General features: G+C 45.5%; 14 protein-coding genes. 7 read left to right on the forward strand and 7 right to left on the reverse strand.

Features of this window, described 5'->3' with window-relative positions:
- Positions 1-118 precede the first annotated feature (118 nt).
- A complete protein-coding gene (gene ompW / locus ACHUFW_RS02715) occupies positions 119-769 on the forward strand; it encodes an outer membrane protein OmpW (RefSeq protein WP_394200445.1) in 651 nt (216 codons plus the stop codon).
- A gap of 67 nt (positions 770-836) precedes the next feature.
- Here the strand turns inward: ompW and ACHUFW_RS02720 are convergent, their stop codons facing one another.
- Entirely contained in the window at positions 837-1,610 is a 774-nt protein-coding gene (locus ACHUFW_RS02720) for an SDR family NAD(P)-dependent oxidoreductase (protein ID WP_394200446.1), read from the reverse strand.
- Positions 1,611-1,729: 119 nt separating this feature from the next.
- On the opposite strand from ACHUFW_RS02720, the gene ACHUFW_RS02725 reads away from it, so the two are divergent.
- Together ACHUFW_RS02725 and metA are read left to right on the forward strand one after the other, a co-directional pair.
- Entirely contained in the window at positions 1,730-2,137 is a 408-nt protein-coding gene (locus ACHUFW_RS02725; protein WP_394200447.1) for a YbaY family lipoprotein, read from the forward strand.
- Between the two features lie 73 nt (positions 2,138-2,210).
- On the forward strand, positions 2,211-3,155 hold the full coding sequence (gene metA, locus ACHUFW_RS02730) for a homoserine O-acetyltransferase MetA (RefSeq protein WP_394200448.1): 945 nt from the start codon (positions 2,211-2,213) through the stop codon (positions 3,153-3,155).
- Positions 3,156-3,210: 55 nt separating this feature from the next.
- Here metA and ACHUFW_RS02735 read toward each other — a convergent pair whose 3' ends face one another.
- The gene (locus tag ACHUFW_RS02735; RefSeq protein ID WP_394200449.1) at positions 3,211-4,110 is read right to left on the reverse strand and encodes an RluA family pseudouridine synthase; all 900 of its coding nucleotides are present in this window, start codon (positions 4,108-4,110) and stop codon (positions 3,211-3,213) included.
- Between the two features lie 72 nt (positions 4,111-4,182).
- On the reverse strand, positions 4,183-4,506 hold the full coding sequence (locus ACHUFW_RS02740) for a DMT family transporter (protein ID WP_394200450.1): 324 nt from the start codon (positions 4,504-4,506) through the stop codon (positions 4,183-4,185).
- Between the two features lie 566 nt (positions 4,507-5,072).
- On the opposite strand from ACHUFW_RS02740, the gene ACHUFW_RS02745 reads away from it, so the two are divergent.
- The 4 genes from ACHUFW_RS02745 (at position 5,073) to ACHUFW_RS02760 (ending at position 7,937) form a co-directional block, all read left to right on the forward strand.
- Entirely contained in the window at positions 5,073-6,167 is a 1,095-nt protein-coding gene (locus ACHUFW_RS02745; protein ID WP_394200451.1) for a hypothetical protein, read from the forward strand.
- Between the two features lie 122 nt (positions 6,168-6,289).
- Complete coding sequence (locus ACHUFW_RS02750; RefSeq protein ID WP_394200452.1) at positions 6,290-6,673, forward strand: VOC family protein; 384 nt, start codon at positions 6,290-6,292, stop codon at positions 6,671-6,673.
- Between the two features lie 25 nt (positions 6,674-6,698).
- Positions 6,699-7,145, forward strand: coding sequence for a GyrI-like domain-containing protein (locus ACHUFW_RS02755; protein WP_394200453.1), 447 nt, complete (start codon positions 6,699-6,701; stop codon positions 7,143-7,145).
- Between the two features lie 111 nt (positions 7,146-7,256).
- The gene (locus ACHUFW_RS02760; protein ID WP_394200494.1) at positions 7,257-7,937 is read left to right on the forward strand and encodes a helix-turn-helix transcriptional regulator; all 681 of its coding nucleotides are present in this window, start codon (positions 7,257-7,259) and stop codon (positions 7,935-7,937) included.
- Between the two features lie 2 nt (positions 7,938-7,939).
- Here the strand turns inward: ACHUFW_RS02760 and panP are convergent, their stop codons facing one another.
- From panP to ACHUFW_RS02780, 4 genes are all read right to left on the reverse strand, one after another.
- Positions 7,940-9,598 (reverse strand): pyridoxal-dependent aspartate 1-decarboxylase PanP, encoded by a 1,659-nt coding sequence (gene panP, locus ACHUFW_RS02765; RefSeq protein WP_394200454.1) that lies wholly within the window; start codon positions 9,596-9,598, stop codon positions 7,940-7,942.
- A 175-nt stretch (positions 9,599-9,773) separates the two neighbouring features.
- Positions 9,774-10,910 carry a glycerate kinase gene (locus ACHUFW_RS02770; protein ID WP_394200455.1) on the reverse strand — a complete coding sequence of 379 codons (1,137 nt, stop codon included), beginning with the start codon at positions 10,908-10,910 and terminating at the stop codon, positions 9,774-9,776.
- Between the two features lie 75 nt (positions 10,911-10,985).
- Positions 10,986-12,344 carry a GntP family permease gene (locus ACHUFW_RS02775; protein ID WP_394200456.1) on the reverse strand — a complete coding sequence of 453 codons (1,359 nt, stop codon included), beginning with the start codon at positions 12,342-12,344 and terminating at the stop codon, positions 10,986-10,988.
- Between the two features lie 689 nt (positions 12,345-13,033).
- On the reverse strand, positions 13,034-14,188 hold the full coding sequence (locus tag ACHUFW_RS02780; protein ID WP_394200457.1) for a sugar diacid recognition domain-containing protein: 1,155 nt from the start codon (positions 14,186-14,188) through the stop codon (positions 13,034-13,036).
- Positions 14,189-14,284 lie beyond the last annotated feature (96 nt).

The following is a 14,284-nucleotide window of genomic DNA, read 5'->3' on the forward strand; positions in this document are numbered from 1 at the left end:
ATTGGCTGGTTAAATTGATTTGGATCAAATTGCCGTGCTTGGCTATCTGGCAGGATACGTGCAAATGTAAGGAATTTGATAAAAATAACAGCCAATGATGTTGTATTAATGGAGTAGTATGATGAGAAAAAGTATCCTTTCTGGTTTGATTGCCACCGCCCTACTAGCTACTGGTTTTACCTCTTCTGTTGCCGCTCACCAAGCGGGAGATATTATTGTTCGAGCGGGTGCTGTGATGGTATCACCGAACGAATCTAGCCCAATCATCGCTGAAATTTCAGAGTTCTCTGTGAGCGATAACACTCAAGTGGGTTTGAACTTTGGTTATATGTTGACTGATAACTGGGCGATTGAGTTACTGGCTGCAACCCCGTTTTCACATGACATTTCTTTAGAAGGTGTAGGCAAAATTGCTGAAACTAAGCATTTACCACCTACCTTAGTTGCACAGTATTATTTTGGTAATGCGCAATCAAAGTTACGTCCATATGTCGGTGTGGGTGTCAACTTCACAAACTTCTTTGACAATGAAATTACTAACCCAACAGCACTTGAGCTTAATAGCTTGAGCATGAGTAACTCATGGGGCTTAGCGGCACAAGCAGGCCTTGACTATCAAGTGAATGACAAATGGTTAGTGAATGCTTCGGTTTGGTATGCAGATATTTCAACCGATGTGAATTTTAACGCTGGTGACACTCCATATCCACAAGTGACTGTAGATATCGATCCATGGGTATACATGGTGAGTGTGGGTTACAAGTTCTAAGTATATTGAACATGAAAAAGGCGCCTTAGGCGCCTTTTTTGTTATCAGTTACAAGTTAACCGAGTCACTACTTTTGCTGTTTTTTGGCGGCTTTTTCGGCTTGCCGCTCGGCTTTAGTGCGCCAGTGTCGAGTGTTATAAATAAACTCGGGCAGTAATTTGGTTAGCCAAGCCACCAGACGCCAGCGTTTAGTGACATAGGCTTTACGCTTACCTTTTTGCAAGGCATGAACTACCTGAGCGGCGACTTCACTTGGTGGAGACAACCAAAGGCGGCTTTTCTGCATTGCCGCTTTATCTAGTAGTCCTAGTTGGATATCTGTGATGGTGATAGGTTGTTTGAGTCGCTGAGCATGCATGCTCAGCCCTTCTAAATAGTTTGCCGCAAAGGCTTTAGATGCATGATAAGCCACACTCGGTCCGCCACGCAGTCCTGCTATGGAATTTATCGCGGCTAATTGACCGTAGCCTTGTTCGCTAAACAATTTGAATGCGGTATTACACACCGCAGCGAAGCCTTGGACATTCACTGTAATAATATCCTGTTCTGGTTGCCAAGGGAGCGCTGAGTCATAACTATTAAGGCCGGTATTGACGATGACTAAATGCGCACCGTCAAGGTCTTGCCACACTTGTTCCAAACTACTGATCACCGCAGCTGGATTGGCGATATTAAGAGGATGAACACTGACTTCGGTAGGCAGGTTACTGGCCAAATCGGCAAGGGCATTTGGGTCTTGAGCGAAAAGCGCGAGCTTTACTCCTTGTGAAGCAAGTTTTTTGGCAATTTCTTGGCTGAGAAGTGAGCTAGCGCCCACAATGATAGCAGTGGCTTTAGTCATGAAGGTATTCGGAATAAAAAGGATAGCCTATGATAAGAATATCTTGGTCTTAGGACAAATTTTTATATAACAGACGTATGGACATCTAGAGGTCTTGATGTATGATTAGGAGCACTAACATGAAAAAGTGGTTAACCCCAGTAGTCTCTACCTTGATGGTAACCAGCATTTTGGCAGGGTGCGCAACCCCTAAAGCCAGTGTAGAGATACAGGGTGAGGTTTGGTACAAGGAGCGCATCGCACTGCCACCACAAGCTGTTTTGACGGTTCAAGTGAAAGATGTGTCATTAATGGATGCCCCCGCAGTGGTGATTGCAGAAATCGAACGCAGTGGTGTAACAACACCGGCACCGTTTGAGTTTGTGATTAACCGAGACCAATTTGAGTCCGGACATACTTATGCGGTTGGTGCGAAAATTACCGTAAATGGTGAACTTATGTTCATTAATACCCAAGCCTACAATATTGATATAGCAAACCAACAACCACTATCGGTATTGGTACAAAAGGTTGGCGCTACAAGATAGTCATAGCGCCGCACTCGATAGACATTAGGAAGCCTGCTACGGCTTCCTGTATTAATGAGTAGAAGGGCGCTGAATGCCAGTTAAAATTCCAGACAATTTACCCGCTGCCGGGATCCTTGAGTCAGAAAATATCTTCGTGATGTCCGAAACGCGGGCAGCGAATCAAGATATCAGACCGATGAAGGTGTTGATCCTCAATCTAATGCCCAACAAGATTGAAACTGAAACCCAATTATTGCGTTTATTGGGTAACACACCATTGCAAGTGGATGTTGATTTATTGCGCATTCATGATAAAGCGTCTAAGCACACCTCTATCGACCATATGAATAACTTCTATCGTGATTTTGAGGCCGTTAGGCATAAGAACTATGATGGTTTGATCATCACTGGCGCGCCGCTTGGGCAGATAGCCTTTGAGGAGGTTACTTATTGGGACCATATTCGTGAGATCATCGACTGGTCGCAACAACACGTTACCTCAGTATTGTTTTTATGTTGGGCAGCTCATGCTGCGCTTTACCACCTTTATGGGTTGCAGCGAAAATTACTGGAAACCAAACGCTCTGGCGTGTTCAGCCATATTCGTAGCAGTAAACATTACCCTTTGCTTAGAGGCTTTGATGAAGAGTTCTACGCACCGCATTCACGGTTTGCAGAAATGGATGTGCAGCAGCTGGAAGCCCATCCGCAGCTAAATGTGTTAACCAAATCCGATGAAGCCGGCGCGTACATGGTATTGAGCCGAAATAATCGTAACCTATTTGTTATGGGACACCCTGAATACCAGAAAAGCACTCTTAAAGATGAGTATTACCGTGATCTTGCTGAAGGTTTGCAACCCGCAGTACCGCAAAACTATTTTAAGCAAAACGACCCAGGACTTGAGCCCATTGCTCGCTGGCATAGTCATGGCAGTTTACTGATCAGCAATTGGCTCAATTATTATGTCTATCAGTTAACGCCTTACGACTTAGCTGATATGAGTGCCATTACGCCTTGGGAGAGTGAAAGTTAACCTGATTGCAATGGCTTAAAAAGTAAGCTGGTTTTGCTTTATGCCCCCACAGAGTTTAACTGCGAAGTGCGCTAAGTGTGGGGCGATACTGCTGGGGCAAACTGAATTCGAGGCGCTCCCCAGTAACTGGCGAGTTAAAGGCTAAAAAGCAGGCCGTCAGTTGCAGGTTATCATCATCGCCTGTCGCGTCACCATGTTGCCTATCTCCGACCACCGGATAACCACTTGATGCCATGTGGATACGAATTTGATGTTTTCGCCCGGTATCAATTTTCACTTCAACTAGTGAACGATGCTGGTTACTGTCGTAGGCCAAAACGCGGGCATGAGAACAGGCCGACTTGCCATCAACATCACTATTAATGGTGATAGGTTGTGATGGAAACTGGCCTTCAACAATGACTTGATAGATTTTGTCGGTGTGCCGCAGTTCAAACTGTTTGGCAATGGCCGCAGTGGCTTGCTTGGCATGACCAATGACAACAAGCCCTGTCGCTGCTCGGTCTAGACGGTGAATAATATTAGCGGTGCGTTGCGGACTTAGGTTCAGTTCCGCATAACGATTAATGGTGGTATGGTCACTCCACTTTGAACCTTGGCATAACATTGCATAAGGTTTATACCATACGCTAAATTGCTGCTGATCGCTGATCAATACCGCATCATCTACCTGTTGTTGTAATACACTGGAGTTGTAGTAAATATGCAGCTCATCGCCTAACTGTAACGCTCTCTTGGTTCGGCGCAGCCTCGTGGTAGTTTTACCGCGAGTTAACCAGACAGCACCTTTAACCATTGCTTGCTTTACCTGTTGTTTTGATAATGAACAGAGAGTTGCGAGCAGGCTCACCGCATCACTCTGTTCGGGATGCTTGATGGTTAGGTGGTGTTCAAATTTTACTTGCTTAGCCGTCACAGGGGGATTTTCTCCAGTCAAACCCAGACATTGGGGCATAAGCGCACTAGTTTACACCAAATTACTGAGCTAGCAGAAACAAGTTTAATGATGTTGAGTGGTTAATTGGCCCTAATGTTCGATTTGGGTATTCATGTTGATCAATGCAACACCTATGATGATGAGGATCATGCCAAAGATGGTATCAAGATTAGGCAAGTTACCGCGTAACATACCAATGAGGGCAATGAGTACAATGCCGGCGCCACACCAAATCGCATAGGCGACTGCGGTTGGGATGTATTGTGTTGCCAGGGATAAGAAATAAAAAGCACTGGCGTAACCTAAAGCACAACCTATTGAAGGTAGCGGTTTGGCAAAGCCTTGGGTGGTTGGCAGCAGCATGGTGGCGAATACTTCAGAAACAATAGCAATGGCTAAGTAGAGATAACTCATGAGGGGGATTTCCGTTATTTATACCAATCGGCATAAGAAAGTGATCTACTCAGAGCTATTTTGGGCAAACTAGTTCGAGGAGAATAACTTAAGTAATAGTGGTTCTATTGGGAAGTTATTCAACGAAGAAATAGGCAGCCCAAAAAGCTCCCAACGGGCGAGTTTTAGCGCTTCTGATACTGTGTAAGCGAACTTGAACGTAGCGTAACTATGCCCATCATTCGTTGCAAGCCACATGGTCTTGACTGTTCCAGACAGTCATAAGACATTTCCTCCATCCCTGGAGGTCAGATGTGGTGAATGTCATTAATGCAGGAGCATTTAATGACCTTGTATTAAAAGCGCTAAACTCTCGCTGAGCGATCACATCTTTATGCTGATTGGTATTGTTTGTCGTCGTGACAGCTACTTTGCTGTATTGATAACTACTAAGCACTTTCAATAGCACTAGTAATCGCGCTAATTTAATGCAATCAAATCTATTGAAGCTTTTTACATTTCAGGTATTTGGCTAACAAGTGATACCATGGACTGGATACGATATGTTGTTATGAATAGGGATTGCTGTGAAAGTGAGACAAAAAGGCATTGTAGCCGGTTTAGTGATGTCGCTGGTAACAGTGCTTCCGGTCTTTGCCCAGCCACAGTATCCGACTCAGTCTAAGCCGCAACTAAGCGAGCAACCTGAAAAGCCTGAAAACTCCGCAGAAGTTACTACTGAACTGTCCTCAAACGTCACCACGAGCGCTAATTCAGAAGTAAAAGCCGAAGGTAGCGGAGATGCTGAGCAAGAAACAGATGTTCCCATTGACCCTTGCGATCGCGGCATTGAGCGGCAAGAGTTTATAGATAGAGCGTATGAGTATCTCAACACCAAATTTTGTCAGCCAGCCCTCTGGTTTGATAGCTTTTTTCTTGATGAGCGAGTCGAAGAGCATGCCAGAGCTGGCACGCAAGTGCGCTGGGGCAATGACTTTTCCTATTATGCGGTCGATGGCTTTAAGTACCGTACCCAGTTGAGTGCTCGATTTCACCTTCCCGGCGCGAGCAAAAAATTAAAGCTGATCATTGATTCTCAAGGCGACGATGATCCGTTTGCTTTTCTAAAGAGCTCTGATGATGACAGCGAAAGGGATATCGGATTGCGCTATGACTGGTATTCGAGTGAACGTATCACGTTTAATATCAAGGCTAACTTTCAACCAAAAATTGAAGCGCGTTGGGCGTATACTTATCCATTGTCAGAAAATACAACGACCCGTGTCACGCAAAAGTTATATCAAAAAAAGAAAGTCACCGGTGAGTCGACAGAGTTTGATATTGAGCATGTCTTTAACGATAACTACTTACTGCGTTGGAGTAGTGTTGCCCAGTATGAAAATCGAGACAACGGTTGGGAATTTGGCAGTAGCTTGCGGCTTTATCATTACATTAGCCCAGTTCGAGCACTGAACTACGTCGCTAGTATTTATGGTGTAGATACCCCTTATCACTATGTCGATAACGCTCGCATTGCCGTGACCTATCGACAACGATTTTTACGTGAGTGGTTGTTTTTTGAATTAACCCCAGAATACAACTGGCATAAAGAGGTAGACAAGCCTCGCGTCGAACAGGTGATTTTGACTTTCCGGTTAGAGGTGCTGTTTAAAAATATCTAGAGGGATAAAAGATACAATGCTACTGACACTATGCTGTCAGTAGGGGCTAATTATACTCGTTTAGGTCAACTTAACTGAGTTTGACACCTAACTTAAAGTTAATGTTAATCAAGGAGATGAGTATGTTAGCACACGCACCTTTAGTATGGGGAGAAATCCCAGTTGCTGATATGGACAGAGCAACCGCATTTTATCAACGTCATTTTGATGTGCAGTTTAAATATCAACATAATGACGATATGCAGATGGCAATTATTGAAACCGAGGATCCGCAAGCTGCCAGTATTGGGTTAATCAAACATCCGATGATGCAACCCAGCAGCCAAGGCAGTGTCGTCTACCTGCACCTAAGCCCACAGTTAACCCCCTTAGTTGATAAGCTAGTTCAGGCTGAGGTTAAAATAGTCCTACCTGTGATGCCGATTAATGATGGCGAATGTGGTTATGTGGCACTGTTTGTTGATAGTGAAGGTAATACCGTTGGCTTATGGTCAGCACAGCAGTAATCACCTACATCAATAAGGGGTGAACATGGAGTTAGTTGATTTAGATAGTCAGTCCATTATAGGTGAGGTGGTTCGTACCGATAATGAGCATGAAAGCCAGCCAGAGCAGCAAAAAATAGCACCACTTTGGCAGCGTTTTATGGCTAAATATGCCAAGGGGACACTGAAAGGGAAACCCGTTTATGGGGTCTATTTTGATTATGAATCCAATCAACATGGTGCTTACAGTGTGTTGGCTGGAGCAGCCCTAGGGGAGTCAGAGAGTGAGGGACTCACTAAGCTGACTACCGCTAACGGCTCTTATCTAAAGTTTAGTGCCCAAGGCGCAATGCCTGAGACTGTGGTGAGCTTATGGCAGCATATCTGGCAGCGCTTTGATGATGAAAACTGTCAGTATCAGCGTGCGTTTGTCACTGATTTTGAGTGTTATACCGCAGTAGATAAGGTCGATATTTATATCGGTATTGTATAAAGGGTTTAGCGTTTAAGCTGAATGTAAATGGGGTTACTAAGCTTTCATTGCTGCAATAAGCGCTGAATGCTGGGTAATCCCTATTTTTGTATGGCGAATATTGAGGGAGTTATGCGTCGAGCCGATAGACTGTTTCAAATCGTACAATTATTAAAGCACCGCCGTTTGATGACGGCAGAGCAGCTTGCCCAGCGTTTATACGTCTCCACCAGAACCATTTATCGGGATATTCAAGATCTGTCGTTATCAGGTATCCCTATAGAAGGCGAAGCTGGAGTTGGGTATTTGCTGCGCCACGAGGTGAATGTACCACCGCTGATGTTTAACGAGCAGGAGCTTGAAGCAATTCAAGTCGGGATGCGTATGGTGCAAACATGGGGAGGCAAAGAGCTAGGGCAGGCTGCTAAGCAAGCGATGATAAAAGTCGAAGCGGTTTTACCTCAGCGCCTACAAGCCTATCAATCATTGATGTTTGCGGTTGATTACTTTGTCGACGATGATGATTTTAAGTATTTAGACATACTTCGCGCTGCGGCCAATGCACGCTGTTTTATTGATATCACTTATGAGGATGCTAAGCAAAGTCAGACTCAGCGACGGCTGCGGCCGCTTGCAATCTATTTTTGGAAAGCCACTTGGACCTTGTTGGCTTGGTGTGAGCTCAGAGATGATTTTCGCAATTTTAGAGTAGATAGGATTGTGTCAGTGAATAAGCTTGATGATCATTTTGCGCTCACGCCGGGGCAGGAGTTAAGTGATTACCTGGCCAGTCTGCCAGATAATCACCAGTAACCTTAGTCGTCAGCTAATTGCAACAACTTAGATAAGAACGGATTGGGCTGCTGCGCAATTTGCGCTTGCTCTATTAATACCTGCTGTAATATCTCATCGGTGGTTAGCGGATTGGCTAGCACAACTCTAAAAACCACAGATTTTAAGTCAGCGATAATCCGTTGTGGCTCCGGGTTTATCCGCGTCCTTGAAACAAACGATGTCCCTTGTTCACGTTGTCGCTTTTGAATGAACTTGGTCAGCCCGTCTAGAAGCTCATGGAACTGTTTAAGCCGTGTTAGTTGACCTTGTTGCCGTGCCCTGGCCATGGCTTGCTGCACCGATTGCGGCACGTAGCGATAGGTTAATAAACATAGCTCTGGCGCGGTCACCAATTCAAAGTGCTCATCTTTAGTGATCATATCTGCAAATCGACGGGCTTTTTCGAGGCTGTTGTTGATGAGTATTTCATAGCCATCACGACCAACGACGTTCAAACAAGCATGGACAAGCATTGCCATTCCAGAACGTGAGCCTTCAAGGGTCTGACTGCCCAAATCTTTTGAGCCTTTACGCAGAATGTACTCAGCATGGTGTTTGATGGCATTGGCAAATTCTGGATCTTTAAATAGCACCATACCGGCACCCATGGGCACATACATCTGCTTGTGGGCATCAATGGTGATAGAGTCAGCACGCTCAATACCACTCAGTAGATGACGGTATTTATTTGAAAGTAAACTTGCGCCGCCCCATGCAGCATCAACGTGGAAATGGCAGTTGAGCTCGGCGGCGAGATCGGCAAGCGCCTCTAACGGATCAATGTTGCCAGTTTCCGTTGTACCCGCCACCCCAACAATTGCCATTACTTTAATACGCTGTTTTTGCAGATCATTGGCGGTTTCGCGCATCTGCTGAACATCAACTTTGTTGTGCTCGTCGGTCGGTATTTGAATAATATTGCTGCGCCCGATCCCTAACAGATCAGCGGTTTTACCGAGAGAGTAGTGACCCCGCTCCGACACCAAAATTGCTAAATCGTCGTAGCCATAATGCCGTAAACCTTTTACCAAGCCATCTTGTGCCACCCCGTTAAAGTCACCATCGGCGGCTAAAATGCGGTTACGGGCAATCCATAGGGCGGTGATGTTAGCAATGGTACCACCAGAACAAAATGCCCCCAGTGAGTGACTGGCGCTGTGCATCCAGTTTTGATAGAACTGGGGAGTTTGACCATAAATCATATGGTGCATCATTCCCAGTACTTGGCGTTCTAAAGGTGTAAAGGCTTTAGAGGTTTCGATCTTAACCAGATTTTGATTCAGTCCCACCATCATTTTCGATAGTGGCAACACAAAATAAGGTAGCGCAGATGTCATATGACCAATAAAGCTTGGCGACGAAGTATGGACACTGTGGGCGACCAGAGTCTGCATCATGTCATCGGCATAATCTGATACAAAACTTGGTGACTGTGGAATTTGATGGGCCTGAAAGTCCTTTTCAACTTCAGACAATGGCTTTTCTACAGCAACAATACTTTCTTTCAGAAAGCCCATTAGGTTTTCGGAAATATTTTTCTCGATTTTGCCTAAGGTTGAATCTGGCGCTTCAGGCAGCGTGAATATCCGCATTAGCGCTTCTTCAGATGCTGTTGCTTGTCGTTGTTGTTTTGCAGCCATTAAGACTTATCTCTCACACAATCCACTCAAGCTCTTATTTTGAGCTTGTAGTCTAAAAAGGAGCTAACTTTACTTTATGCTTTATATCGCATCAAGGGGAAAAGTGAAATGGATTTGTCTGCAAAGGTGTAGGCCAACCTTAGCTACAAGCAGCGGGTTGGCCTTAAAAGCGATACTAACTTTGTCCTAAATGGTAGATAGCAGCCACATTAACTGCGGTCGCATGCAGGTTATGTTTTGCACCTGCTAGGACTTCCTCTAAGGGTAAACTTCTTGGTGTGACCGAGAAAATCGCTTTGAACCCGTGTGCTAGAAGCACATTGGCATCTTCACTCACACAACCGGCAATGGCGATGACTGGAATCGACTTTGCTTGCGCTTCACGAAGCACACCCATTGGGGTTTTACCATGCAATGTTTGGCTGTCTAAACGTCCTTCACCTGTGATCACTAAGTTGGCACCATCGAGCTTTTCTGCCAGCGATACCGCCTGCATGACAATGTCGATACCGGGTTTGAGTTGTGCGCCTAGAAAGGTGATAGCCGCCAAGCCCATGCCGCCCGCTGCACCGGCACCAGCAATATGTTGATGATCGCCCAGTCCACAGGTGTTAATGCACTCAGCGAAATGAGCCAGTGAGCTATCAAGTTGTGCCACCATTGCCGGAGTCGCACCTTTTTGTGGCCCAAATATCGCTGACGCGCCCTTGTCTCCGCAAAGTGGGTTATCAACATCACAAGCCACATCAAAGTGACAGTCTGCAATAGCAGGGTGCATATCGGTGATATCGATATTAACAAGATCAGCCAGTGCTGCGCCTCCCGGTTTTAATGGTTGGCCTTGGTTATCAGTCAAGTGAGCGCCTAGCGCTTGCAACATACCTGCGCCGCCGTCATTGGTGGCGCTGCCGCCTAGGCCGATGATGATATGGCGTATGCCTCGGTTAAGGGCATGACAAATCAGTTCACCGGTACCATAACTGGTGGTGATAAATGGGTTGCGCATTGTTGGTGGTACATGGTGCAGGCCCGAGGCCGAAGCCATTTCAATGACGGCGGTGATGCCGTCACCTAATAAACCGTATTGTGCCTGTACGGGTTCACCGAGTGGACCTATAACAGTGACATCAATTAACTGGCCTTGGGTTGCATCAACCATCGATTGCACAGTGCCTTCGCCACCATCAGCCACAGGCACTTTGACATAGTTGGCGTCGGGAAATACTTGTTTAAAGCCGCGTTCAATCTCGTTAGCGACATCCATGGCGCTGAGGCTTTCTTTATATGAATCTGGAGCAATGACGATTTTCATTGGATGTTCCTAACAGAGCTTTGCGATAAAGTCGAGAAAAACCCCCACCGTCGATGTGACGGTGAGGGTTGCGGATTAAAGAAGGATAAGGCTTAGGATATAAACCAATGTCATCGCGGTAACACCTTGAATGAGGGTCGCCATGGTTTGTGCTTTATAGGCTTGTTTAACACTCATGCGGCTAAACTGTGACACCACCCAGAAGAAGCTGTCGTTGGCATGAGATACTGTCATTGCACCCGCACCGATAGCCATCACTGTCAGTACGCGGCCCATGTCACTCGCTAACCCGATATCGCCAAGCATTGGCGCGACTAGTGCTGATGTGGCTACTAGAGCAACCGTTGATGAGCCTTGAGCTGATTTTAATGCTGCCGCCACAATAAATGGCATAAAGATGCCAATACCAAGGGCTGACAATGACGTGCCAATGACGGTGCCAATATCGGCAGCTTTAAGTACGGCACCAAAAGCACCACCTGCACCTGTGATTAACAGGATTGGCGCAGCAACAACTAAGCCTTGGCTAATACGCTCACTAAATTCTTTGACTTTATCGCTGCTCTTTAGCAGTGACAGTGACAGCAGTAGACCGATCATTAAGGCGTTGACTGGTTGTCCCAAGAAGGCAAGGGTATCAAATAAGAAGCCGTCACCCAGTGGCGCTGTTGGGAAGTTAGCGATTGAGCCCAAGCAGATCAGTAAAATTGGAATGAAGATAGGTGCAAATGCACGGCTAGGGCTTGGCAATTCACCGTAAGCCGCTTTGAGCTTTTCGAAATCTTCAACATTGTTTTTGAGCTCTTCAGCTCCTTCGCCATCAGGCTCAACTTTCGAGAAACGGTTTGCCCATAAGGTCCCTGCAAGTGCAGCTGTGGCGGCAACAAAGATACCGATGAAAATAACTAAGCCAAGATTAGACTCTAGGCCTAAGTTGCCGGCAGCCGCAATAGGGCCAGGTGTTGGCGGAACAAAAGTGTGTGTTGCGTATAGGCCTGTAGCGAGTGCAACACTCATGGCTACACTTGAGACCTGCATACGGTTAGCCATCGATTGCTTAAGCGAGTTAAGAATCACATAACCAGAATCACAAAATACCGGGATAGACACAATATAACCAATAATCGACATGGTTAAGGTTGGAAAGCGCTTGCCTAACACCTTAATCACTACATCGGCCATGGTAATCGCGGCACCGCTTTTTTCCAAAATGGTACCTATGATAGTCCCCAGCACAATGACTAAACCGATATAACCTAAGATACCACCAAACCCAGTGGTAATGGTTTTAGCGATGTCAGCACTTGGCAGTCCGTAGGCAAACGCGGCGATGAACGACGCAAGAATTAGTGTTAAGAAAGGGTGTAACTTAAATTTAGATGTCGCTATCACGATGAACGCGATCACAGCGAGCAATATTAGTACTAAGCTCATAGGGTGTCCCTGTAGGGGTATTTTTAGTTAAATTGTTCTTTTTGCTGAACAGTGAACCCAACGCGGTTAGGGCAAAATGCCTAAATGCTGAGTACATTGGTATTTCAGGCTTGGGCTATTATCAACACAATCTACAACTTTGGCTTCGTGTTATATAACAGATTTGCCGCTAATATCTGTCAATGCTTTGTGCGTATGCACAAAAATGCGGTAGCGAACGACAAAAAAGCAGCTTTTATTGTGCTTTATACCAATCGGCATAAGGAAGTGATCTCCTCAGAGCTACTTGGGGCAAACCAGTTCGAGACCGAATAACTTAAGTAATCGTGGCTTTATTGGTAAGTGATTCAACGAAGAGCTAGGCAGCCCCAAAAGCGCCCAAAGGGCGAGTTTTAGCACTTCTGATACTGGGTAAACGAACTTGAACGTAGAGTCACTACGCCCATCATTCGTTGCAAGCCACATGGTCTTGACTGTTGCAGACAGTCATAAGACATTTCCTCCATCCCTGGAGGTCAGATGTGGTGAGCGTCATTAATGCACGACTATAGGGATATAGGAGTTAGAGTAACGCAGCAGTTACTGAGGAGCATTTAAAAACCTTGTCTCAGAAGTGCTAAATGCTCGCTGAGCGATCACATTTTTATGCCGACTGGTATTAGTACAGAGGTTTTAATGTAAGAATGCGTTTATGCGCCGGTTTGAGACAAATTTTGGCCCACGTATAATCGCAATAGACCATCGAGTGAATGTAGGTTGATACCCGTTAACTGTTCGATACGCTCTAGTCGATAGCGCAGGGTGTTACGGTGAATATATAAACTTTGTGCACAAGCTTGAAGATCGCCAAAATGCTGTAAGTAGGCTCGCAGGGTTTTATCAAGTTGTTGGTTTTTATCTGCTGTCAGTAGCTGCTGGTAAGGAGCAAGTAATTGCTCTGCACGCCAGCTGTCTTTAAGTCCAGCCAGTAGTACTAAAAACGAGTAATCTTCATATAGGTGTTTGCTTTGCTTAGGTTCAATTTGGCTGCCTATGCGTAAGGTTTCTTTGGCTGTTTGATAGGAGCGATTAATATCTTCGCTGGCGGTAAAATAATGGCCGAGGGCAATTTTACACTTTGCCGACATCTCAAGCGGCAGACGCTTTAGTAATTGATCAATGCGATGACTTTCGGCAGTAGCATCCCATTGCTTTCCATCTAAAAATGCAGGTTTTAAAATCACCAGCTCAGTCATCGATGTCATCGCGACTAAATTTCCGCGAGGTGGATTTTCCAGTAAGTTCATCAAGTGCTTTAATAGCGAGTCGGCGAAGTCTTGTTGGGTGTCTTCTTCAATGCGAATCACTGCAGCGACGCGGGGTAAACTCAAATCAATGTTTAACCGAGCAGCCCAATCTTCAAGTCTTTCAAAGTCCGGGCGCTTTTGGCGGATGAGCTGCAGAATGAACTCTTCTTTTTGGCGGTTTTGCCATTGGGCTAATTCCATCGAATTAGATTGTTCCACAATCATTTCTGCGGTCATCTTAAGTAGCTCGCCATAAGCTCTCAAGGTTTCCGGCTCACCGGTAATACCTATCACACCAATGATTTCTCCTTTGTGGTGTAAAGGTAAGTTCATGCCAGGTTTAACACCTTGTAAGCTACGGGCACTGCCACTGTCTATCTCTACGGTTCGATTTTGGCTAATGGCCAATAGGGCACCTTCATGAATCGAGCCGATACGTGTGGCTTCTCCCGACCCTAAAATCACCCCTTGGTTGTTCATTACATTGATGTTATGGCCAATGATTTTGATGGTGCGATCGACAATTTGTTGGGCAACATTAGCGTCAAGAAAATACATGAATGACTCGTCATCAGTTGTGAGTAGATTTAGCTTAAATGGGTGTGCCGCGTTGGCCTAATAGCTTAAGTATGCTTCGTTGTGATGATCACAAAA

It is taken from the genome of Shewanella waksmanii (assembly GCF_043643685.1).
Classification (GTDB): Bacteria; Pseudomonadota; Gammaproteobacteria; order Enterobacterales; family Shewanellaceae; genus Shewanella; species Shewanella waksmanii_A.